Raw genomic sequence first — 21,110 nt, forward strand, 5'->3', positions numbered from 1 at the left:
TGCCCACACCGTCCACCCAACCAACCCAGCTGTCAGGACTCTGTGTCAGTATGCGGACGCGTCCCAGAAGCGTGGGCCGCAGTCCACTGATTGCCAGGGGGTTGGGGATGGGCACGGGTACGGAGTCGGACGGCTCGTCCAGGTCCGACGACGAGTGGGAACGGTTTTTGCGCGAGTCGGTGGCGGGTGCCGCCGACTCGCCCAAGGAGCCGTCGGCACGCGCCCGCGAGGTGGCGAAGCGGCTGCGCGCGGAACCCGACCGTGGCCCGGAGGGCCCGCGCAACTACACGCCCGCGCGGCCCAAGCGGCGCATGGGCTGGTACGTGGTCGGGCTGCTGACCTCGCTGGTGCTGCTGGTGGTGGCGCTCGCACCGGGGCGGATGGTGGACCTGATTGCCGGCGAGGACACCGACTCCCCGTCGCCGGCCGAGACCGCCCGCCCGACCCGGATACCCCCGGCGGAGGCGGCCCAACGCCCCACCATGAACGAGCCGTTCCGCGGCTCGCCGGCGGCGGGCTGGGCGAGCGGAGCGGCGGGGATCACCGTGCCGAAAGCCGGGGCGGTCGGCTGGATGAGCGCGGCCGAGGTCGAGCGGGCCCTCGCCCTCAGCCGGGATTTCCTCGTTGCGTCCGGCTTGGACCTCGGGGTGCTCCGGGGCGAGCGTCCGGACAGGGCGATTGCGCTGATCAACCCGCACCAGAAGGACGTCCAAGACCTTCTGCAAACCGCTTTCCGTACCCCGAGCGAGAAGGACGACCCCCTCCTCCTCTTCAGCCGCTTCCAGCCCTCCCGCACCCACCTGGTCGGCGACGTCGTGAAGACCCGGGGCCTGCTTACCTACCGGGAGGGTGAGCGCGGCGCGGTCCAGGTGACCGCCGACGTTACCTTCGTCTACCCGGTCACCCGCGCGGACGCGGACGGCGACGGCGAGATCGTGCGCACGATCGTCCGGCGCGAGCTCGTCCTGAGCTGGGACAACCCTGACAAGGTGGTTACCGAGCCGGGCACGTTCTCGATTGTCTCGTACAAATACGACATGACCAACGGCGGCTGCGGCGCTCCCACGGGCTACTTCACCCCGCCCTTCGGCACGGACCGCCGGGTGGACCAGGCCGGTACGGAGGTCGACCCGTACGACCGCAACACGCCGATCGGGCGGGGCGAGCCATCCGGGGACGGCTGCGCGAGGGCGACGCGGTCCTAGCACGGCCTCTGGGAACAGCGATACAGCGGTTAACGCGAAGCCGATGATCATGGGCTCGCCAGGCCGGCGACTTCGGCTCCCTCCAGCGCGCCCAGCTTCTCCACGTTCAGCTTCACCCGGTTCTCCACGTTCAGCTTGACCCGGCCGCCCGGGTGGACATCGAGTGACACCTTCGCGTCCTTGCCCGCCGACTGAAGGCGCCCGGCCATCTGCTTCCAGCCCGCGTCCAGGGCCCGCACCAGCTCCGCCAGGCGTTCAGCGACGGGCATGTCCAGGCTCAGCCCGGCCGGCACGTCCTTGCACACCGCCCGCCTCCCGCGGGGCGACCTCCTCGACCGCCGCCGACGTACTGCCCACCTGAACGTATGCGCCGCAAGCGGCCTGCACGGCGACGAGCGGAGGGTTGCCCATGAAGCGGAGTGCGTGCGCCTCGTCGGCCTTGGCGCCACCTGCTTGCGCCGCGACGGGTCGGCGCTTGTTACCGGCGCGGGCTACGTGGTGGCGGTCGATCCGGAGGGAAGCGGGTTCTGCTTGAACTCGGCGATGGGGAACCTCACTCCGGTGAGGTCTTCGGAGACGGCCCACAGCCGCTGCTGGACGGCCACCTCGTACGACTGCGGGCTGGAGGTGACCAGCCGGGGGTGGCCCTTGACCTGGTTGCGTCCGCCGGGACCGTAGTACTGGCCGCCGAGCGCGGCGGGGTCGGTGGCGGCGCGCAGGGTCGGCAGCGCGCCCATCGCCGGCTTCTGGGCGATCAGCGGCGCGAGCAGGGTGAGCGGAAGCCGGAGGGCCGCGGGGGTGTTGCGGGCGAGCTCGGTGCCGGCCATGCCGGGGTGTGCGGCCACTGCGACGGTGGTGCCGTGCGTGGCGAGCCTGCGCTGCAGTTCGTAGGTGAACATGAGGTTGGCCAGCTTGGACTGACCGTAGGCGGCGGCCCGACTGTACGACCGCTCCCAGTGCAGGTCGTCGAAGTGGATCGCGGCCCGGATGCGGTGGCCGGTGCTGCTGACCGTCACCACGCGCGAACCGGGCACCGGCAGCATCAGATCCAGCAGCAGCCCGGTGAGCGCGAAGTGGCCGAGGTGGTTGGTGCCGAACTGCATCTCGAAGCCGTCCCGGGTGGTCTGCTTCGGGGTGTACATCACGCCGGCGTTGTTGATCAGCAGGTCGAGCCGGGCGAGCCGGGACCGCAGCGCCGCCGCCGCGGTCCGGACGGAGTCGAGCGAGGTCAGGTCCAGCGCCTGTACGGTCACGTCGCCGGTCATGCGGGCTGCGGCCTGCTCGCCCTTCTCGACGTTGCGCACGGCGAGCACCACGGAGGTCCCGCGCTCGGCGAGCGCCTTGGCGGTCTCGTACCCCAGTCCGGTGTTGGCCCCGGTCACCACGGCCACCCGTCCGCGCTGGTCGGGGATGTTTGTCGTCGTCCACTTCTTACTCATTTCGGACCCCCAATTAGTTACGTACCGAAGGTATCTTGCGTCTGCGACGTTAAAGTACTTTCGGTACGCTGTCAACGTACCGCAGGTACCTAAGCTACGATGGTGATCGTGACTTTCCAGCGGGCGCGAACCGAAGAGCAGCGGGAGGTGCGCCGACAGGCGATCCTCGACACGGCGTCGGCGATGCTCGACGAGATGCCCGTGGCCGCGGTCACCCTGAACGAGCTCAGCCGCCGGGTAGGCCTGGCGAAGCCGAACGTGCTGCGTTACTTCGAGTCTCGCGAGGCGGTGCTGCTGGAACTGCTGGACCGCTTCCTGCAGGAGTGGCTGACGGAACTGGCAGACGAGTCGGCCGCCGGCATCGACGAGAATCTGCCCATGGCCGAGCGAGCGGCAGCGGTGGCCGAGATCCTCAGCCACTCGCTCTCCGGCCGAGTGGTGTTGTGCGACCTCTTCGGCGCACAGGGCAGCGTCCTGGAACACAACGTCTCCGTCGAGGTCGTCGCACGCTACAAGCGCGCATCCCTGGACCGCCTGACAACCATGACCGCCCTGCTCCTGAAATACCTGCCGGAGCTGGGCGAGAACGCGACGCTGTTCAGCCTGCAAACCATGGTCATGGCCGGCGCGCTGTCGGCGTACAGCACACCCCCACCCAGTCTGCAGGCGGCCTACCGGGCCGAGCCCGACCTGGCCCGCTTCCACCTGGAGCTGAGGGACTACTTGAAGCTGGCTCTGACCGCAACCCTCCTGGGCGTGCTACCCCGCAGTTGACGTGCGTCGCACTGCTGGAACAGGCAAGAATCCTCTGCGCTTCTCGCGCCCTCGGACGGTGGAGGCCGGGGTGCCCGAACTCGGTGAGCCGTGCAGGTGACCCGATCCTTGGCGAGAGCGAAGCTTGGCGGGCACCGCCGACATCCGGAACTCCCGGACCAGGCCGTCCGCGCACGCCTGGACCGTGTACTCGGCGGCCCCGCCCGGCATTCCGGGCCAGAGCTCAAGCTCGGGCAGCAACACGGTCGACCGTTTCCGCCGGCGTGTCCCCGAGCCGAGGGCTAGGCCGTTTCGTTCGGATCAGCAGACGGAACCAAGAGCGGGTGACTGCCGAGGCCGGTCCGGTCCAGCTCACTTCCACCGCAGCAGACTGGAGTCATCCCGGGCCGGGCAGCTACTCCGCCGCCACGATGCGCTCCACTGCGGCCGTTACCAGTTGTTCACGCTCTGCCTCCGTGAAGACGTCCGGCAGGGTGAGCTGTTCAACGATCAGCCAGTTCAGCGTCAGCATGAGCAACTTGACCGCCGCGGTGTCGCCGGGGAGACCGGAAGTCTCGTGATAGGCGACGTTGGCGTCCACGTCGGCCCGGACTCGCTCCGTGAGGACCTTGCGCAGTTCGGGGCGGCGAGTGGCTTCGAGACGGAGTTCCAGCAGCGCCAGGTAACCGGTGCGGAAGGAGGCGATGCGGCCGACGAGTTCGCGCATCAGCTCTACGTAGGTGTCCCGGTCGCGGCCGGCCGCCTGCTGGCGGGCAATCGTGGCCTCGTCGGGCTGGAGTCGCTCGTAGACCCGGGCGCCGGCCTGAGTGAACAGGTCGTCGCGACTGGAGAAGTAGTTGGACGCCGTGCCGGCGGGAACGGCCGCCTCGGCGTCCACGGCCCGGAAAGTCAGGCCGCGCGCGCCTTCCCGGGCCAGCACCTCGATCGCCGCGTCGACGAGAGCCGCGCGCCGCTGGTCATTCCGTCTCGTCATTGACACCACTCCAGATATAGTACTACGTTCAAACCACTTCAAGCAGAGTACTACATGTGGGGGACATTTTGCGGAAGCTCGTGTACTACATCGGCGTCTCGCTCGACGGCCGGATCGCCGGTCCCGGCGGTGAGTTCGACTTCTTTCCGCAGGGCGACGAGCAGCAGGCCGTCGCCTATTCGACTTGGATGAACGCGCTGTACCCGGAGACCGTCCCGACCGCTTATCGCGCGGCCGTCGGCGTCGCCGACGCGCCCAACCGGCGTTTCGACACCGTCGTCATGGGCCTCGGTACCTACCGCCCAGCCCTCGACAACGGGATCACCAGCCCGTACGCGCACCTGCGCCAATACGTGGTGTCCAGCAGTCTCAAGCCGAACACCGACCCAGCCGTCACCGTCGTGCCGAGTGACCCGCTCGCCCTCGTCCGCGAGCTCAAGGGTGAGGTGGGCGCCGTGCTGGACGTCTGGCTCTGCGGGGGCGGCCGGCTCGCGGGCAACCTGATGCCTGAGATTGACGAGCTGCTGATCAAGACGTATCCGGTCATTGCCGGTACCGGAGTCCCGGTGGTCGACGGTGCCTTCGACCCCACGGTCTTCGACGTCGCCGAGCGCACCGCCTTCCCCAACGGGGTCACCCTCACCCGCTGCACCCGTCGATAGGCGGTTTCGGTTCAGCGGGCGGACCAGAGGAAGATGCCCGCGATGTGGAGTCCGGCCAGGTAGATGGTCGCCGTCTTCTCGTAGCGGGTGGCGATGCCGCGCCACTGCTTGAGGCGGTTGATGCGATGCACCGCTCGACGGTGTTGCGCTGCTTGTAGGCGTCGTGGTCGAAGGCCGGTGGTCTGCCGCCTTGTCTGCCGCGCCGCAGCCGGTGGGCCTGCTGGTCCGCCGGGACGGGGATCACCGTGCGGATCCCACGCTTGTGCAGGTATGCGCGGATCGCGCGTGAGGAGTACGCCTTGTCCGCCAGGACCACGTCCGGCCTGGTGCGGGGCCGTCCGCGTCGGCGCGGAACACGCAGACGTGCCATCACCTGGGTAAAAGCGGGTGCGTCGCCCGCCTGTCCGGCGGTGAGATGAAAGGTCAGGGGGCGGCAGCCGCCGTCGGCGGCGAGGTGGATCTTCGTGGTTAATCCACCGCGGGACCGGCCGATGGCGTGGTCGTCCGGCTCACCGACCGGGGCCCCTTTGTGCGGGCCCCGGCGGCGTGCTGGTGAGCGCGCACGATCGTAGAGTCCACCGACACGACCCAATTGAGGTCTTCGTCCGCGTCGGCCTGGGCGATCAGCGTGGTGAACACCCGCTCCCAGGTGCCGTCGCGGGCCCACATCCGCAGCCGGTTGTAGACGCCTCGCCAGTTGCCGAACTTCTCCGGCAGGTGGACCCACTGCGTTCCGGTCCGGAACTTGAAGGCGATCGCGTTGATCACCTGTCGGTGGTCTCGCCGGCGGCCACCCCGCTTCGGCGTCCGGTCAGGTAGCAAGGGCTCAATCCGCGCCCACTGCACGTCAGTCAACGGCACGCCCCGACAAACGATCCGATGATCCAAACGAAACGGCCTAGGTCCGAGCCTGCACGGTTGCACGGGATGTCGGGTTCGGCATGGTGGGCGTTGCCTGGCGTGCTGGCCGTCAAGGGGAAGGAGGCCGGGTATGCCGGAGCGGTTGAATCAGGCTATGCAGCACATCGAGTGCCGTCTTGACCAGGGCGGCGCCTCAGCCGTTGACGGCCTTCGCGATCTGCAGGGCGGCCTGGGCGGGCGTGAGTTGCGTGGTGTCGAGGACCTCGGCCTCGCCGTGCAGCCACGTGCGGGCCGCCTCGGCGTAGGGCTCGAGGTATTTGAGGCGGAATGGGGAGTTGGGGCCGAGAACAGTGTCGCCCGCGATGCGTCCGCGCAGGGTGTCCTGGTCGGCGTGGAGGACGAAGTGCCGTACCGGGATGGCATGTTGGGCGAGGCCCGAGCTGATCTCGCGCCAGTACTGCTCGACCAGGACAGTCATCGGCACCACCAGGGTGCCGCCGGTGTAGTCGAGTACGCGGCGGGCGGTTTCGACGACGAGCGGCCGCCACGGCGGCCAGTGCTGGAAGTTGTCCGTTGCCGGCAGCCCGGGCGTGATGTCCATGAGTGTCTCGCCGACCTTCTCGGCGTCGAACACCCGTGAATTCGGGAGGAGCGGCTGTACGAGTGCACTGGTCGTCGTCTTGCCCGCACCGTGGGTGCCGTTGAGCCATACGATCATGGGCTCGACGCTACTGGTGCCGCGCCCGGCGACGTTCACCCCGTCACGGAAGTCACAGAACGCGCCCGGCAAAAGACCGGGACGACGACAACTTTCGGACACCTGGGTGACATCCGACCCCGCTGGTTGACACCGCCCGGGCGGGCACGCGGTCGCCGACTTGCGACCCGGTGCGGGCAGGGGTGGGGCGGCATGCTGTGGTGGGGTTGCAGGTGTCGTTTCGGTTGGGTGGGTTGGGGTGGAGGGTGAGTTCGTGTCCGTGGTGTTGGTGAGTGGTGGGAACTCGGCGCTTGCCGCCGGGGCCGTCGTGGTCACGGTTGCCTGTGCGGGGGCCGTCGATGTGTCGGCGCTGCTGGTCGGGGCCGATGGCCGGGTTCGGGGGGATGCGGACTTCGTGTTCTACAACGCGCCGCGTGGGCCTGGGGTTTGGGTCGATGCCGAGGCGCGGCGGGTCGGGGTGGATACGGCGGCAGTGCCGGCCGACGTGGAGAAGGTTGTCGTCGTGCTGAGCCTGGACGGCTCGGGGGCGGCGGACTTCGGACGGGTCGGGGCGGTCGAGGCGGCCGTGCGTGATGTCGGGACGGATGCGGTGCTGGTTTCGTACGCGCCGAGCGGACTCGGTGTGGAGACGGCGCTGGTGTTGTTGGAGCTGTATCGCCGAGGGGCCGGGTGGAAGGTCCGGGCGGTGGGCCAGGGGTACGCGAGTGGGTTGGCCGGGATTGCCACCGACTTCGGGGTGGACGTCGGCGGCCCGTCGGATGCCGCGCCGCCGGTGGTGAATCTGGACGGGGGGCGGGTGAGCCTGGTCAAGGGCGGGTCCGTGTCCCTGGTGAAGACCGCTGCTCCGGCGTTGAGCCGGGTCGTGTTGGGACTCGGATGGGATCCGGCCGAGGCCGGGGCCTCGATCGATCTGGATTCGTCGTGCGTCGCGTTCGATGCGAATGGTGAGGTTCTGGACACCATTTGGTATCGCTGTCTGAGTGGCGGCGGGGGCTGGATCAGCCACTCCGGGGACAACCTGACCGGTGACGGTGGTGGTGACGACGAGCGGATCAGCGTGACGCTGGATCTGCTCGCCCCTGAGTATCGGGGGATCGTGTTCACGATCAACTCCTACAGCGGCCAGAAGTTCACCGCCGTCAAGAACGCATACTGCCGACTGGTCGACGGCGCCACCGATGCCGAACTCGTGCGCTACGAACTGTCCGAGACCGAACCGCGGACCGGGGTGCTGATGTGTGCGCTGATCCGGGACGGAGCGGCCTGGCGGATGACCGCGCTCGGCGAGTTCGCGGACGGCAGCACGGTCGAGGAGATGATCGACATCGCGCGGGCGGCGTTCCTGCGTAGTTGTTGATGGTTGATGGTTGATGGTTGATGGTTGATGGTTGATGGCTGGCGGTTGGCGGTTGGCGGGCCCGGCCGGCCGGCCGGGCGGCGCGGGCGGGCGCGCGGGCGAGGCGGTGTACCTCGCCTTGCCGATGGGTCCTCGTGAGTCCAATTGGACTCGGTCCGGCTGTGTGGGTCGGGTGTGTGGGTAGGGATCGGCCATGTGGGAGATGGGGGATGCCTCGGTCGGTGTGCGGGTTGCCCGGCTGGTGGATGCCGAGGCCGTTGGCATATTGACCGAGCGGGTCTATCGGGCCGGTGGGTGGGCGGGTGAGAGGTATTCCGCGGTGCTGCTGGATGGCGTGGCGCGGATCGAGCATGGTGTGACGTTCGTGGCGGTTGTCGACGGGCAGGTTGTCGGCACCGTGATGGTCGCCCTGCCCGGCACGCGGTTTGCGAATATCGCTCGGGACGGCGAGGGCGAGGTGCGGATGCTCGCGGTGGACGAGGATGTCCGGGGTCGGGGGGTGGCCGCGTTGCTGATGGATGCCTGCGAGCGGCGGATCCGGGACGAGGGGCTTGCCGCGGTTGTGTTGTCGACCGAACCCGATATGGCTGCTGCGCATCGGTTGTACGAGCGGCGTGGTTATCGGCGGCGGCCCGAGCAGGACTGGCGGATCGGCCGTGTCGAGTTGCTGGTGTATCGACGGGCGCCTTTGTGATCGGCCCGGAACGGCACAGGCCGCCCCGTACCTCGTGTCCGAGTGAGTCCAATTGGACTCGGTTGCACGTGCGGGCGAGGCGGGGCGGGGCGGGGCGGCCCGGGTGTACCGGCTACGGGCGGATTGCTACCGCGTCCACCTCGAAGAGCATGTCGGGGAGGGCGAGGGCAGCCACGCCGAGCAGGGTCTGGGCGGGGGGCTCGTTGCCCCAGATTCGGTTGATCACCGCGAGCAGGGCTTCGAGCCTGGCGTGGTCGTGGTCGACGATGTAGGTGCCCAGTCGGGCCACGTCCCGGAAGCCCAGACCGGCCGCCGCCAGGGCGGTGCCCAGGTTGGCGAAGGAGCGTTCGACCTGGGCCGCGAAGTCCGAGGAGTCGACTGCGCCGGTGGGGTCGGAGCCGTATTGGCCGGCGATGAAGACCAGGTCGGGGGCCGGCGCGTCGACGATGTGGCTGTAGCCGAAGGCGACCGGGTTGTGCAGGTCGGCGGGGTTGGTGATGGTGATCGAGCGGCTCATGGTTTGTTCTCTTCTCCCAGGTGTGGTGCTTCGCATATACGGGTTGTGTGGGTGCGCGGCTGGGGTTGTGCTGCTGCGCGGCTGCGTGGTGATGGTCAGTGGCCGGTCGGGCGGCGGGCGGCGCCCGCGGTCAGGGCCGTGAGGAGGGTGAGCGCGGCGGCCACCCACAGTGCGGCGGCCGTGCTCAGGCCGTCGACCGCGAGGGCGCCGAGGAGGGCGCCGAGTGCGATGGACAGGTTGAATACCGCGACGAACAGGGACGTTGCCGCTTCGGTGGCCTGCGGGGCGGCGGTGAGCATCCAGGTTTGGAGGCTCACCGGTACCCCGCCGTAGGCCACGCCCCACACGAGCAACAGCACGATGCCGGCCGCCGGTACGTCGTTCAGGACGGCGAGCAGGGTCAGTACGGCGGTCAACGTCGCGGTGATCGTGAGCAGCGTGCGGCGAGCGTCGCGGGAGGCTCGGGTGCCCGCCGCGAAGTTGCCCGCCACGCCTGCCAATCCGTAGCCGAGGAGCAGTACGCCGATCAGCGCGTCGTCGACGCCGGCCACGTCGCGCAGGATGGGGCGGACGAAGGTGTACGCGACGAAGTGGCCGGTGATCAGGAGGAACGTGAGGGCCAGGCCGGTGCGTACGCCTCGGTTGTCGCGGCAGAGGCGGGACAGGTCGAGGAACGTCATCGGTCGGGCCGACGGCGCGGCAGGCAGCGGGGGAAGCAGGACTACCAGGGCCACCAGGGCCACCGCGCCGAGTATGCCCACGGCCGCGAACGCCGGACGCCACCCGGTGAGTTCGCCCATCAGGGTGCCCGCCGGGACGCCCAGTACGGAGGCGGCCGAGACGCCGCCGAAGACGACGGCGGTGGCCCGGGCGACCCGCTCGGGTGGTACCAGGCGCAGCGCCAGGCCGCCCGCGATCGCCCAGAAGCCGCCGACGCCCACGCCGACCAGGACGCGCGCGATCAGCAGTACGGCGAAGTTCGGCGCGCCGGCGGCGGCCAGGTTGGCGACGCCGACCAGGGCGATCAGGGCGGCGAGCAGGATCCGGCGATCCAGCCGGTCGGCGGTGACGGCGATCACCGGTGCGGCGAACGCGGCCACGATCCCGGGCGCGGTGACCATCAGGCCGGCGGTGCCTTCGGCGACGTCCAGCGTGTCGCCGACGGGGGTGAGCAGGCCGACGGGCAGCAGCTCGGACGTCATGAGGGAGAAGATCCCGAGCGCGACGGCGGCCACCGCGAGCCAGGCTCGCGTCATGGATTGAGGTGGTGGCGATGGTGGAGGCGGGGACGGGGGTGTCGGGGGCGTCGGGGGAGGTGGTGGGGCCGGGGTTCGGGGCCGGGGTTTGGGCTTGGGCTTGGGTCGGGGCTTGGGTTGGGACTGTGGGTGAGGGATTTGCGTATTCAAGATAGTAGACATCCAGAATTCGATCCGTAGAACACCCCTCCCCGGCGGGAGGGGTGCACCTGATGGAGCTATCCTGGATAGAGATCATCCAGAATGCAAATCCACCGCCTCGTGCAGCCGGACCAGGGAGCGGCGCAACTCGCGCCTCGCTCCGACCGGCACGATGGCGGCTCGCCCCGGTACCCGGACACCGCCGGTCAGGGCCACCCGGGTTCCGCTCTCCCCCACCGGTGTTGCGGCCATCCCGATGATCACGAACCTGCTCTGCAGCCAGCACCACCCCGGCCGCAGGATGCCGTCGAAGCGGGCCCGCATCCCGTAGCGGCTGCGCGCGTACGCCTCGATCCGGTCGCCGTCGCGTCGGGTCACCCGCACGTGGCGCATGTCCGGCTGGAAGCGGCCGAAGCCCGCCTCCAGGTCGCCCATCACCGCCCAGACCGCGGCGAACGGCGTCGGGAGGACCGTCTCCACGACCCGGGCGCCGGGGATGCCGGCGGTCAGCGCGTACAGCCGGCCGACCGCGTCGACCGCGTCGATCGGGCCGACCGCGTCGATCGCGCCGACGGCCTCGCTCGGGCCGATCGCCTCCACCGCCTCCACCGCCCCGATCGCCTCGATGGCCTCGCTCGGCCCATGGTCGAGTGGCTCGGTCATGCCGTCCACATCCTTCGGAATCCCGCCCGGGCGCGATGCAGCCGGGACTTGACGGTGCCTTCGGGTACGCCGAGCAGGTCGGCGGCGGTCTGCTCGTCCAGGCCCTCGACGTCGCGCAGGACCAGTACGGCGCGATGCTCGGGAGACAGCCTGGCCAGTACGTCGTCGATGTCGGCGGCGAGCTGCGGATCCCCGGGGGCGGGCGGTTCGGCCCATTCGGTGGGGGTCTCGCGGGCTGCCCGGCGGGCGATCCGGACCGCCTCGCGCGCCGCGATGGCGCGGACCCAGCCGTACAGCGCCTCCGGTTCGTCCAGGGTGCGCAGCGCGCGGAAGACCACGACGAGGGTTTCCTGGACCGCGTCCTGGCGGGCGTCCAGGGCGATCGGGCCGCAGATGCTCGTGACGTAGGGGATCAGGTGGTCGAGCAGATCGCTCATCGCGAGGGTGTCGCCGCGGCGGGCGGCGCGGGCGAGGGCGATGCCTCGGCTGCGTCGCTCGGCGCTGCGGTCTTCGGTGGCGTGATCCGGCACGGTGGTGATCATCTCCCGATGACCCGGGTCGTCCACGTCCGGAGCCGTCGGCCCGCCGTCGGGCGCCGCGCTCCGCTTGCCGCGAGCCGCGCGGCGACGTAGCCGAAGCCGAGGCAAATCGGCGTGTAGAGGCCGAGGTTGAGCCGGTAGAACGGCTCCCCCGGGTCGGCTCCGATGCCCAGCGCCCAGACCAGGCCCACCGTGCCCCGTACCGCCAGGCCGGTGGCGACCGCCGCGGTGGCGAGCGCGGTGATCCGGCCGCCGCGCCCTCGGCTGTGCGCGTACACGCCGACGGCTGCGGTGGTGAGCAGCGCGCACAGCGGGAGCAGTACGCGTGGGGTGAACGGGACATCGGCGTTGAGCAGTCCGCGCGACAGGGCCCCGGTGTCGGTGGCGGGCCACGTCGCGCCGGTGGCCCAGAACGCGTGGGCGAGCCCGTCGGCGGCGAGCAGGGCGGCTACCGCGATACCGGCACGCCGACGGGCGACCGTGGTGGTGGCGGTGCCGACGGTCGTGACGTCGACGGTGGTGGTTCCGGCGGTGGTTCTCACGGCGGACTCCCGATTCCGGGCCGACGAGTTGTCGGCGGGTCGGTGGGAAGAGGACGCCGATATCGGAAACGTTCCGTGTGACGCCGCGCACATCCGGCCCGCCGGTTCCGGCTTGCAAGAACGTACGTAATTACGTAACTTCGAAGTATCGAGATTCGAAGTATCGAGACTTCGGATCCGACCGACACCGCGCGACTCGACTCGGGGAGCCCCCGCCATGCTCAACCAGAAGATCGGCAAGACCGCCTACCGGGCCTGCTGGGTCGCGTTCTTCGCGGTCCTGATCGGCGGGCTGTACTTCGGCTACTCCTGGCTGTGGAGCTGGCTGCCGCTGGGCCTGGCGATGCTCGTGCAAATCGTAGCGAACCGGTCCGTGAACCGGTCCGTGAACCGGTCGGCAAACCGGTCGACGGCGAGCGGTGATCCGGCTACCACCGGGGCCCCGGTCGAGGTCGAGGCGCCGGTGTTCGGGCGGTGGCGGGCGTTGAACAGCCCGGCGGACAAGGTGCCCAGCCACGGCACGCGTGCCTACGGGCAGGCGTACGCGATCGACATCGTCGGCGAGCCGGTGGAGGGGCGGCCCCGGCCGCGGTTCGGCTGGTGGCCGGTGGTGCGCCGCGCCGAGGCGTTCCCGGGATTCGGCGCTTCGGTGGTCGCGGTGGCGGACGCCACGGTGGTCCGGGTGGTCGACGGCCAACGCGACCATCTCAGCCGCAACTCGTACCCGGCGCTGACCTATCTGATCTTCGAGGGTGCCCTGCGGGACATGGCGGGCGCCGCTCGGCTGGTGGGGAACCACGTGATCCTCGACCTGGGCGAGGGGGTGTATGCCCTGTACGCGCACCTGCGGCGCGCCTCGATCACCGTACGGGAGGGCGAACGGGTGGGCGTGGGCGAGCTGTTGGGGCAGTGCGGCAACTCGGGCAACTCCACCGAGCCGCACGTGCACTTCCAACTGATGGACCACGCCGACCCGGAGCGGGCCCGGGGACTCCCGTTCACCTGGCGCGGGATCGGCGTGCCGGCGAACGGCGAGCAGTTCACCGTCGCCGACACGCTCAGCCGGCCCGGTGCGTCGTGATCCCGTCGCGGTCCTTCGTCGGCTCGGCTTCGAGGAGAGCGCGCAGTTCGGTGGTGTCGATCAGCTGGGCTCGGGACGGGAGTACGCGGCGGAGCAGTACGTCGTGCGCCTCGGCGTCGGGGTCGGCGACCGCGTCGGAGAGTACGTAGAGCCGGTAGTCGCGGTCGGCCGCGTCGAGCACGGTGGACAGTACGGCGCCGCCGGTGCTGAGCCCGGCGACGACGAGCGTGGTGATGCCGCGATCGCGCAGTCGGCGGTCGAGATCGGTGGTGGACATCGCGCCGTGGCGGGTCTTGCGTACGCTGATGTCGCCGGGCTCGGGGGCCAGTAGCGCGTGGTGGGCCGTGGCCGGATCCGGGTCGGGCAGCAGGCGCAGCCGGGCGATCGCCGCGAAGGACGTGTTGGCGGCCGGGATCGCCGCCCAGTCGTCCTCGGTGAAGCCGACCCGGACGTGCACGATGGTGCCGCCGTGCGCGCGAACGTCGGCGACGGCACCGGCGATCCGGGCCGGCAGCGCCTCGCGGTCCGCGCCTTCGGGCAGCGCCGCCAGGATCGCGGGCTGGAGGTCAAGGACGAGCAGGGCGATGGTCATGGGCGGGTGCTCCTTGCGGGTGCTGGGGTCCGGCTTCGGCTCGGCATCGGCATCGGCATCGAAACGCGGTCCCGAACAACCCCGCGTTGCCCGACGGACCGTACTCGGCGGCGGATCCCGGGATCAAACAACCGATCCCCAGGGAAGCACAACCACGAGTTGTGCTCGGAGCATGAGTGTGGGCATGGGCATGAGTGTGGGCGCGGGCGCGGGCGCGGGTGTGGGTGTGGGTGTGAGCATCAGCTACCGATTGAGCACGGGGTGTCGGCGCGTCAGGCGACCTCGGCCCCCGTCGGTGCCGGGAAGCGGGTGCGGAAGGTGAAGGCGTATGCCGTCGGGCCGTGTTCGCGCAGGTGGTCGAGGCGCTGCCGGCCCTCGGCGACGCTGGGGATGTGGCCGGCCGGGAGCCACCACAGGACCTGGGCGATCTCGGCGGTGTGCGCGAACCAGTCCTGGCGGCGGCGCAGGTATTCCAGGTGGCCGCTGCGGTAGACGAACTCCCAGAGCTGCTCGGGGGTTTCCCACACCGACATGGTCACGATCATGTCCGGGTCGTACGGGCGGATGTCGGTCGTCTTGGCGGCGCCCTCGTCCTCGCCCTTCAGCCGCCAGACGAATCCGGGCGTGCGGTCGGCGAGTTCGTTGACGGGATCGAGGCCGGCGACGAAATCGGCCATGGCGGGCTCCTCCAGCGGGACGAGCATGCGGGCGACGTTGAACTGGGCGATGTGATGTGTCGAGGGCATGGGATCACCTCACCAGGTCCCGCAGGGTATGTCAACGAATATTGTTTTTAGAGATTGGGTTCGACCACCACACAGCACCGCCCCGGCACCGAATCGAGCCTGGCTCGATAGTCGTGCACCCCCGCGCCGTCGAGCAGTCCCTCCAACAGCGCCAGATTCATCCCACACACCAGCGGCGGAAAGTCCTCGGCCAACTGATGGAACGGGCAGTTCCGAAGCAGAATCCGGGACGGCTCACCGACCTCGCCCGCCGGTTCCTGGCCGTGCTCCTCAACCTGTTCCTCAACCTGTTTCTCAACCTGCCGGTCGACCAGTTCGCCGACCTGCTCGTCGACCTGCTCGCCGACCGGTTCGTCGACCGGTTCGTACCCACGCGCCGTCAGCGCCTCGATCACCCGATCCCGCACATTTGCCGCCGGCTCCGCGCCGAGCGCCCGCCCGGCCGCGCGCCCGGTGTCGTAGGCCGCCGCGTGCACGGCTCGATGCGCCCCGACCCGCTCGACCGCGTCCGCGAGAATCTGCCCGGCCGTGTCGTACGCGCGCGGCGGCAGACTCACGCTCGTCTCGACCGCACTGCGCCGGTACAACTTGGCCGGCCGCCCGGCCCCCGGCCCACCCTTGCCCGCCGGCCGGGCGAACTCGACGTCCAGCAACCGCGCCTCGACCAGCTTGTCCAAATGAAAGGCCGCCAGCGTCCGCTGAATCCCCACCGCGTCCGCCGCGGCAGCCCGCCCGACGGCCCCCTCGGCCGCCACCACGTACCGATACAACGCCCGCCGCACCGGATCACCCAGCACCCCGACCGCATCGAGCGCATCATCACCGGGCGGAGGAAAACCATGCTCGAACACAACCGGAGTGTAGGCGACCCAAAACCCCCGACCACGAACCGCCCGACCACGCCCCCCGATTACGACCCCTTGGCCACGGACCCCCCGACCACGCCCCCCCGACCACGAACCTCCCGACCCGAACCAACGCGCCCGGCCGACGAAATTCACCCGCCCCACCATCCCCCAGCCGGGCAGGATGGGGCCGGTGAATCATGTATTGCACGGGATGGCCGGCAATCCGGCGCTGCCGGCCGAGTGGGTCGATCGGTTGATCGCGGTCGCCGGCGAGGACCTCGCGCAGGCCCTCGCCGGGCGGGCGGACCTCGATCCGGAGCAGGCGCGGATCCTGGCCGCGCGCTGCCCGTCGAGTGCTGTGCAACTGGTCTACGCGGGACGGTTGGCCGCCGCCGACGTGGATCCCGAGACACAGCCCGACGCCGCGCTCGCGCTGCTGGATCAGGGGGTCGGCCGCCCCGCCTGGGTGCACCGGTTCGCCGCCGATCCGATCGTCGCCCGGCGGGAGAAGCTCGCCGCCTGCCACGACCTGCCGCCCGACGCGGTGGCCACGCTCGCCGCCGACCCGGACGTGTCGGTCGTCGTCGAACTCGCGTACTGGACCAGGACACCGGAGGTCGCTGCGCGCCTCGCCGAGCATCCCCATGCCGAGGTACGCTGCGCCGTCGCGACCAATCGGGCCACGCCGCCCGCCGTCCTGGCCGCGTTGCTCGTCGGCGGCGGACCGGTACCGGCGCGGCGCTGCCTGGTGTGCGATCGCGAGCCGACCCCGTTCGTCCACCATCCCAACTGTCCGCGCCCGGACTGTGACCTACCCCCGGGGGCGGCCTGTAGCGGAGCACACGAGTCCACCGTCGAGCAGATACAGCTGCACGCCCTGGGCAACCCGGCCACCCCGGCCGAGGCCGCCGCCGGGCTCGTCGACCATCCGGGCATCTTGCTGCGGAGCGAACTCGCGGGCCGGGCCGATCTGTTGCCAGCGGCGGCCGAGCGGCTCGTCGAGGATCCGACGCTGTGGGTGCGGATCGTCCTGGCGGCGAATCCCGCACTGGCCGACGACCTGTGTCGCGCACTGGCCGCCGACCCCGATCCGGCGGTACGGCAGGCACTCGCGGGCAACCCGCGCGTACCACTCGACGTACTCTCGCGGTTGGCCGCCACCACCAGACTCGGCCCGGCCCCGCTGCCGCGCATCGTCGTCGCCTCGGCGGCCGAGATCGCGGAACTGGCCCGGTCGGCGAATGCGGCGGTGCGGATGTTCGTGGCCGGTCGTCGGGATCTGCCCGCCCCGATCCGCGATGCGTTGGCCGCCGACCCGGATGCCAAGGTGGTCGCGGCCGTCGCAGCGCATCCCGGGCTGGACGAGGCCCGACTGCGCGACCTGGTCGACCGGCACGGTGCGCGCGTGGCTGCCGCGGTGGCGGCGAATTTGGACGCGTCGGCGGCGCTGCTGGTGGACCTGAGTCGGCGTCAACCTCCGGTACGCAAGGCGCTTCGGGCGATCGCCCGGCATCGCAACGCGACCGCGCTGGCCCTGCTCGCCTGCCTGGCGCAACCCAAGGAACGGCGGATCGCCGCCGGGCATCCGGCCATGCCGCCGGCGGTGCTGGTCGAGCTGCTTGCGGACGAGGACTGGCAGGTGGCGGAGGCCGCGGCCGGCAATCCGGCGTTGCCGGTCGGCGTGATGGTGGCGCGGGTGGGTGTCGCGGTGGTGGAGGCGGGTGGGGTGTCGGGACCCTCCGGAGCGGGTGGTGGTGTGGGTGAACAGGCCTGTTGGGGGCCTGGATCGGATGGAGCTATCACCCACTGGCATCATCCCCGCCGGTGACAAGCGGGGACACACTCGGCTGACCGAAGTTCCCCGGTACGTCCCCCGGCGCCCCCCGCCGGTGGCCGGGGAACGCCGGCTCGAATGGAGTCCCCACATGAATCGCAGCAAGACCGTGTTCTCGGCCGTGCTCGGCCTCGGCCTGGCCGCCACGATGGTCGCGGTGCCCGCCACGGCCTCGGCCGCCTCCGCGCACCACTCCGTCGTCGGCCACCACGCGACGTCGTACTACGCCGGCTCGGCCGCCAAGCAGGCCGGGAACAAGGCGTTCTTCGAGGCCGTGTTGAAGTCGGTCAAGGCCAAGCAGGCCGCCCACCCCGGCCTGTTGAGCGTGACCATCACCTACGACGCCAGCGGGGCGCCGACCTACGCCTCCGAGATAGCCCAGAGCGCGCAGATCTGGAACAGCGCGGTGACCAACGTGCAGTTGGCCCCGAGCACCGGCGGCGGTGCGGACTTCTCCTACACCGAGGGCGACGACCCGCAGGGCTCCTACGCCCAGACCGACGGCCACGGGAAGGGCACCATCTTCCTCGACCACGCGCAGAACCAGGAGTACTACTCGGTCCGGGTCGCCGCGCACGAGACCGGCCACGTACTCGGTCTGCCGGACGACTACTCCGGCCCGTGCAGCGAACTGATGTCCGGCGGCGGCCCCGGCCCGTCCTGCACCAACACCCAGCCCGACGCCAACGAACGCGCCCAGGTCGACTCGCTGTGGGCCAACGGCCTGGAGAGCGTCACCGAACAGGCGCCGGTGCTCACGACGGTTCGCTGACCCCGAACGCCGACCCGACCGCAGCGACCCCCCCGCTGCGGATGAGACCTCGGCCCCCACGGCGACACCCGAGTCGTCGTGGGGGCCGAGGGCTTGAAGACACGCCCCGGGTCGGGTCCGGTGGCTCGACGCGTCGACTCGCACCGCCGCGCACGTCCCGGCGCGGGGAAGGGCGCCGGGACGTGCGCGCGGTCGTCGCGGTCGTCGCGGTCGTGCGGCCGGCGGTGCGGTGCGGTGGGGTGGCGTGGCGGTGTGGTGTGGTGTGGGGGCGGACGGCGCCGGCCCCCCACCGTGACGGTCAGCCGCTTACGCTCTCCCGGCCGTTCTCGATGTGGCCGGCCAGCCGTCGGGTGAAGCCGTCGGTGCCCTCCAACGTCACGGTCACGTCGTACCAGCCGTCCGCCGACCCCGTGGACCAGTGCACCGTGCGATCCCGGCCCGGCTTCAGGGTGATCGTGCGCTCGCGGTCGGCGCAGCCCACGCCGTAGGCGTTGGGGGTGAGCTTGAAGGTCACCGACTGCTTGCCGTGGTTGACCAGTTCGAGGTCGAGGACCCGGCCGGTGCCGCGCACCCGCGAGGTGACCTGGGCACCGCCGGCCGCAACAAGCGAGCCGGCGAACTCGCGGCGGAAACCGTTCGGGCCGATCAGCGTCAGGTCGTAGCGGTCGCCCTTGAGGGTGATCGTGTCCGAGCGTTTGCCCTGCACGTCGTAGTGCTTCGGCTTGGCCAAGTCCCCCGAGTACGGGAACAGTTGCAGGTGCACGCTGGACTGCCCGCCGTTGGCGAGGTCGAGCGTCAGCGTGCGGTTCGTGGCGTCCAGCCGGGCCGAGGCGTCGGGCTGGTACGGCAGCGGGCGGGCCGGGCGGCGACCACGCTCGGGTTCCGGCAACTTCTGGTTCGCCGGCGGCGCGGGCCGCCAGCGCGAGGTGAACGCGGGGGCCGGCGCCGGCCGCGGCGGCACGTGCGAGCGGCGTGCCCGGTCGAAGTCGAACACGCCGGTCAGGTCCCCGGACACGGTCCGCCGCCACGCGCTGATGTCGGGCGCGCGCACACCGGTCCAGGTCTCCAGGAACCGGGTCACCGAGGTGTGGTCGAAGGTCTCGGACGAGACGTAGCCGCCCACCGTCCACGGCGACACGATCATCATCGGCACACGCGCCCCGAAACCGATCGGCAGCCCGTTGTAGTACTCGTCCCTGACCTCCTCCGGCGGCGCGGGCGCCGGCACGTGGTCGAAGAAGCCGTCGTTCTCGTCGAACGTGAGGAGTACGACGGTCGAGTCCCAGATGTCCCGGTTGCTCGCGATCGCGTCGAGCACCTGGTAGGTGATCGTCGCGCTGGCGGCCGGGGACGAGGCGCTGGGGTGTTCGGAGTCGGCCGCCGAGGGCACCAGGTAGGAGACCTCGGGCAGGGTGCCCGCCGCGATGTCCGCGCGCAGCGTCTCGGCCAGCGAGTGTGGCCGGCCGCGGTGCAGCCCGCGGTCGTACAGCTGCCGGTCGGCGGGCGAGAGCCCGGCCACGCCCTGCGCCAACTTGGCCAACAGCGCGTTCTGTTCGGCCGCCGGCAGCCCGCCCAGCTTGCCGTAGAACGAGTCCAGGCTCTTGAAGTCGCCGACCGAGGCCAGCGCCCGGCGGGCGACCTGCTTGAACGAGACGTAGAACTCCAGGTTGTTGTCCTGGTAGTTGTCCCACTCCTGGTAGACCTTCCAGGACCGGCCCGCGCGCTGCAGCTGCTCGGCGTACGTACTCCACGAGTAGCCGGCGTGAGTGTCCTCGGAGTAGGCCGCGTTGTCGATCGCGCGTCGCGTACTGCTCCCGGGCTCGTAGCCGGTGTAGCCGCTGACCAGGTAGTTCCGGTTCGGCGAGGTCGAGGACGGAAGCGCGCAGTGGTACGCGTCGCAGATCGTGAACGTGTCCGCCAGCTCGTAGTGGAACGGCAGGTCGGTACGGTCGTAGTAGGCCATCGTGGCGGGCGACTTGGCGCCGATCCAGCCGTCGTACCAGCCGTCGTTCCAGGCCTTGTGCCCACCGTCCCAGCTGTGGTCGAGCGCGCCGATGTACTGGAGGTCCTTCGACGCGTCCTGCGCGGCCTTGCGCACCGGGAACGGCAGTACGTGGCCGGCGGGGCCGCCCGGCTGCTCGAACACGCTGCCCCCGTCGCGCAGCCGGATCGCGTTGCGGTCGCCGAAGCCCCGGACGCCGCGCAGCGTGCCGTAGTAGTGGTCGAACGACCTGTTCTCCTGCACCAGTACGACGACGTGCTTGATCGCCTTCAACCCGCCGCGTCGGGGCGGGGCGGCGAGCGCCTGCTGGACCGACGGCGGCAGCAGCGAGCCGGCGACGGCAAGACCCGCGCCGCCCGCGCCGAGCTGGAACAGGCGGCGGCGGGATACGCCGGAGGGAGGCTGGGGGGAGGCCGACACGAAAAGCCCTTTCGGAGGCGAAGGTGCGGAGAAGCGCGGATGCGCGCGGGGCCGGACGGGCGTCGGCCGAGGACGAGTCGACGGCGGCGTACGTACGGCTCAGGCAGTTCATCGCCTCGGTGCCTACCGGGGAGCGGATCGTGGGTGACGGGCAGGCAAACATCGGCTGGCGCGGTGCCTCATGTGCCGGCGGGCTGAGTGGTCTTCGCCTCAAGTGCCGGCGGGGCTGGGTGGCCTCAAGCGCCGGCCGGGCTGTTTCGCCTCAAACGCTGGCGGGGCTGAGTGGCCTCAAGCGCCGGCCGGGCTCTTCGCCTCAAACGCCGGCGGGGCTATTTGGCCTCAGGCGCCAGCCGGACTGTTTCGCCTCAAACGCCGGCGAGGCTGAGTGGCCTCAAGCGCCGGCCGGGCTCTTCGCCTCAAACGCCGGCGGGGCTATTTGGCCTCAGGCGCCAGCCGGACTGTTTCGCCTCAAAC

Annotated in this window: 20 protein-coding genes and 3 pseudogenes; 9 read left to right on the plus strand and 14 right to left on the minus strand. The window is 70.6% G+C overall.

All coding sequences use genetic code 11. The annotated features are described in order from the left end of the window. The first annotated feature begins 107 nt into the window (after positions 1 to 107). Positions 108 to 1,205: a hypothetical protein gene (locus tag ABIA38_RS33045; protein ID WP_424642584.1), complete on the plus strand. Its 1,098-nt coding sequence runs from the start codon at positions 108 to 110 to the stop codon at positions 1,203 to 1,205. Positions 1,206 to 1,263: 58 nt separating this feature from the next. Here ABIA38_RS33045 and ABIA38_RS33050 read toward each other — a convergent pair. After that, positions 1,264 to 1,579, minus strand: a pseudogene (locus ABIA38_RS33050) (hypothetical protein); the annotation flags it as partial. Here ABIA38_RS33050 and ABIA38_RS33055 point away from each other — a divergent pair. Continuing rightward, positions 1,503 to 1,679: pseudogene (locus ABIA38_RS33055) on the plus strand (hypothetical protein); the annotation flags it as partial. The pseudogenes ABIA38_RS33050 and ABIA38_RS33055 overlap by 77 nt on opposite strands. A gap of 17 nt (positions 1,680 to 1,696) precedes the next feature. Here ABIA38_RS33055 and ABIA38_RS33060 read toward each other — a convergent pair. Further along, positions 1,697 to 2,644, minus strand: a complete 948-nt coding sequence (locus ABIA38_RS33060; RefSeq protein WP_424642585.1) for an SDR family NAD(P)-dependent oxidoreductase — start codon at positions 2,642 to 2,644, stop codon at positions 1,697 to 1,699. 108 nt (positions 2,645 to 2,752) lie between these two features. Here ABIA38_RS33060 and ABIA38_RS33065 point away from each other — a divergent pair, with 108 nt between their 5' ends. Then, on the plus strand, positions 2,753 to 3,418 hold the full coding sequence (locus ABIA38_RS33065) for a TetR/AcrR family transcriptional regulator (protein ID WP_424642607.1): 666 nt from the start codon (positions 2,753 to 2,755) through the stop codon (positions 3,416 to 3,418). A gap of 394 nt (positions 3,419 to 3,812) precedes the next feature. Here ABIA38_RS33065 and ABIA38_RS33070 read toward each other — a convergent pair whose 3' ends face one another. Continuing rightward, on the minus strand, positions 3,813 to 4,391 hold the full coding sequence (locus tag ABIA38_RS33070) for a TetR/AcrR family transcriptional regulator (RefSeq protein ID WP_424642586.1): 579 nt from the start codon (positions 4,389 to 4,391) through the stop codon (positions 3,813 to 3,815). Positions 4,392 to 4,459: 68 nt separating this feature from the next. On the opposite strand from ABIA38_RS33070, the gene ABIA38_RS33075 reads away from it, so the two are divergent. Continuing rightward, the gene (locus tag ABIA38_RS33075; protein WP_424642608.1) at positions 4,460 to 5,053 is read left to right on the plus strand and encodes a dihydrofolate reductase family protein; all 594 of its coding nucleotides are present in this window, start codon (positions 4,460 to 4,462) and stop codon (positions 5,051 to 5,053) included. Between the two features lie 11 nt (positions 5,054 to 5,064). Here ABIA38_RS33075 and ABIA38_RS33080 read toward each other — a convergent pair. Further along, positions 5,065 to 5,929, minus strand: a pseudogene (locus ABIA38_RS33080) (IS5 family transposase). A gap of 178 nt (positions 5,930 to 6,107) precedes the next feature. Continuing rightward, entirely contained in the window at positions 6,108 to 6,632 is a 525-nt protein-coding gene (locus ABIA38_RS33085; RefSeq protein WP_424642587.1) for an ATP-binding protein, read from the minus strand. A 253-nt stretch (positions 6,633 to 6,885) separates the two neighbouring features. Here ABIA38_RS33085 and ABIA38_RS33090 point away from each other — a divergent pair, with 253 nt between their 5' ends. Both ABIA38_RS33090 and ABIA38_RS33095 read left to right on the plus strand, forming a co-directional pair. Then, the gene (locus ABIA38_RS33090) at positions 6,886 to 7,989 is read left to right on the plus strand and encodes a TerD family protein (protein WP_424642588.1); all 1,104 of its coding nucleotides are present in this window, start codon (positions 6,886 to 6,888) and stop codon (positions 7,987 to 7,989) included. A gap of 193 nt (positions 7,990 to 8,182) precedes the next feature. Beyond that, the gene (locus ABIA38_RS33095; protein WP_424642589.1) at positions 8,183 to 8,683 is read left to right on the plus strand and encodes a GNAT family N-acetyltransferase; all 501 of its coding nucleotides are present in this window, start codon (positions 8,183 to 8,185) and stop codon (positions 8,681 to 8,683) included. A gap of 112 nt (positions 8,684 to 8,795) precedes the next feature. Here ABIA38_RS33095 and ABIA38_RS33100 read toward each other — a convergent pair whose 3' ends face one another. The 5 genes from ABIA38_RS33100 to ABIA38_RS33120 all read right to left on the minus strand — a co-directional run bounded on the left by ABIA38_RS33100 (position 8,796) and on the right by ABIA38_RS33120 (position 12,341). Further along, positions 8,796 to 9,200 carry a RidA family protein gene (locus ABIA38_RS33100; RefSeq protein ID WP_424642590.1) on the minus strand — a complete coding sequence of 135 codons (405 nt, stop codon included), beginning with the start codon at positions 9,198 to 9,200 and terminating at the stop codon, positions 8,796 to 8,798. 95 nt (positions 9,201 to 9,295) lie between these two features. Continuing rightward, on the minus strand, positions 9,296 to 10,456 hold the full coding sequence (locus ABIA38_RS33105) for an MFS transporter (protein ID WP_424642591.1): 1,161 nt from the start codon (positions 10,454 to 10,456) through the stop codon (positions 9,296 to 9,298). 234 nt (positions 10,457 to 10,690) lie between these two features. Then, a complete protein-coding gene (locus ABIA38_RS33110; protein ID WP_424642592.1) occupies positions 10,691 to 11,260 on the minus strand; it encodes a hypothetical protein in 570 nt (189 codons plus the stop codon). Continuing rightward, positions 11,257 to 11,802, minus strand: coding sequence for an RNA polymerase sigma factor (locus tag ABIA38_RS33115; RefSeq protein ID WP_424642593.1), 546 nt, complete (start codon positions 11,800 to 11,802; stop codon positions 11,257 to 11,259). The genes ABIA38_RS33110 and ABIA38_RS33115 overlap by 4 nt, the downstream gene beginning before the upstream one ends. Continuing rightward, complete coding sequence (locus ABIA38_RS33120) at positions 11,799 to 12,341, minus strand: DUF3995 domain-containing protein (RefSeq protein WP_424642594.1); 543 nt, start codon at positions 12,339 to 12,341, stop codon at positions 11,799 to 11,801. Before ABIA38_RS33120 ends, ABIA38_RS33115 begins: the two co-directional genes overlap by 4 nt. A gap of 217 nt (positions 12,342 to 12,558) precedes the next feature. Here ABIA38_RS33120 and ABIA38_RS33125 point away from each other — a divergent pair, with 217 nt between their 5' ends. Next, positions 12,559 to 13,422 (plus strand): M23 family metallopeptidase, encoded by an 864-nt coding sequence (locus ABIA38_RS33125; protein ID WP_424642595.1) that lies wholly within the window; start codon positions 12,559 to 12,561, stop codon positions 13,420 to 13,422. Here the strand turns inward: ABIA38_RS33125 and ABIA38_RS33130 are convergent. From ABIA38_RS33130 to ABIA38_RS33140, 3 genes are all read right to left on the minus strand, one after another. Continuing rightward, entirely contained in the window at positions 13,400 to 14,014 is a 615-nt protein-coding gene (locus ABIA38_RS33130) for a cysteine hydrolase family protein (RefSeq protein WP_424642596.1), read from the minus strand. The genes ABIA38_RS33125 and ABIA38_RS33130 overlap by 23 nt on opposite strands. 272 nt (positions 14,015 to 14,286) lie before the next feature. Further along, on the minus strand, positions 14,287 to 14,760 hold the full coding sequence (locus tag ABIA38_RS33135; RefSeq protein ID WP_424642597.1) for a DUF3291 domain-containing protein: 474 nt from the start codon (positions 14,758 to 14,760) through the stop codon (positions 14,287 to 14,289). Between the two features lie 47 nt (positions 14,761 to 14,807). Next, positions 14,808 to 15,611: a helix-turn-helix transcriptional regulator gene (locus tag ABIA38_RS33140; RefSeq protein WP_424642598.1), complete on the minus strand. Its 804-nt coding sequence runs from the start codon at positions 15,609 to 15,611 to the stop codon at positions 14,808 to 14,810. 187 nt (positions 15,612 to 15,798) lie between these two features. On the opposite strand from ABIA38_RS33140, the gene ABIA38_RS33145 reads away from it, so the two are divergent. Next, positions 15,799 to 17,436, plus strand: a complete 1,638-nt coding sequence (locus ABIA38_RS33145) for a hypothetical protein (RefSeq protein ID WP_424642599.1) — start codon at positions 15,799 to 15,801, stop codon at positions 17,434 to 17,436. Positions 17,437 to 17,533: 97 nt separating this feature from the next. Then, positions 17,534 to 18,214 carry a snapalysin gene (snpA, locus tag ABIA38_RS33150; protein WP_424642600.1) on the plus strand — a complete coding sequence of 227 codons (681 nt, stop codon included), beginning with the start codon at positions 17,534 to 17,536 and terminating at the stop codon, positions 18,212 to 18,214. 298 nt (positions 18,215 to 18,512) lie between these two features. Here the strand turns inward: snpA and ABIA38_RS33155 are convergent, their stop codons facing one another. Next, the gene (locus ABIA38_RS33155; RefSeq protein WP_424642601.1) at positions 18,513 to 20,636 is read right to left on the minus strand and encodes a phosphocholine-specific phospholipase C; all 2,124 of its coding nucleotides are present in this window, start codon (positions 20,634 to 20,636) and stop codon (positions 18,513 to 18,515) included. Between the last annotated feature and the right edge of the window lie 474 nt (positions 20,637 to 21,110).

Source organism: Embleya sp. AB8, assembly GCF_049739465.1.
GTDB lineage: Bacteria > Actinomycetota > Actinomycetes > Streptomycetales > Streptomycetaceae > Embleya.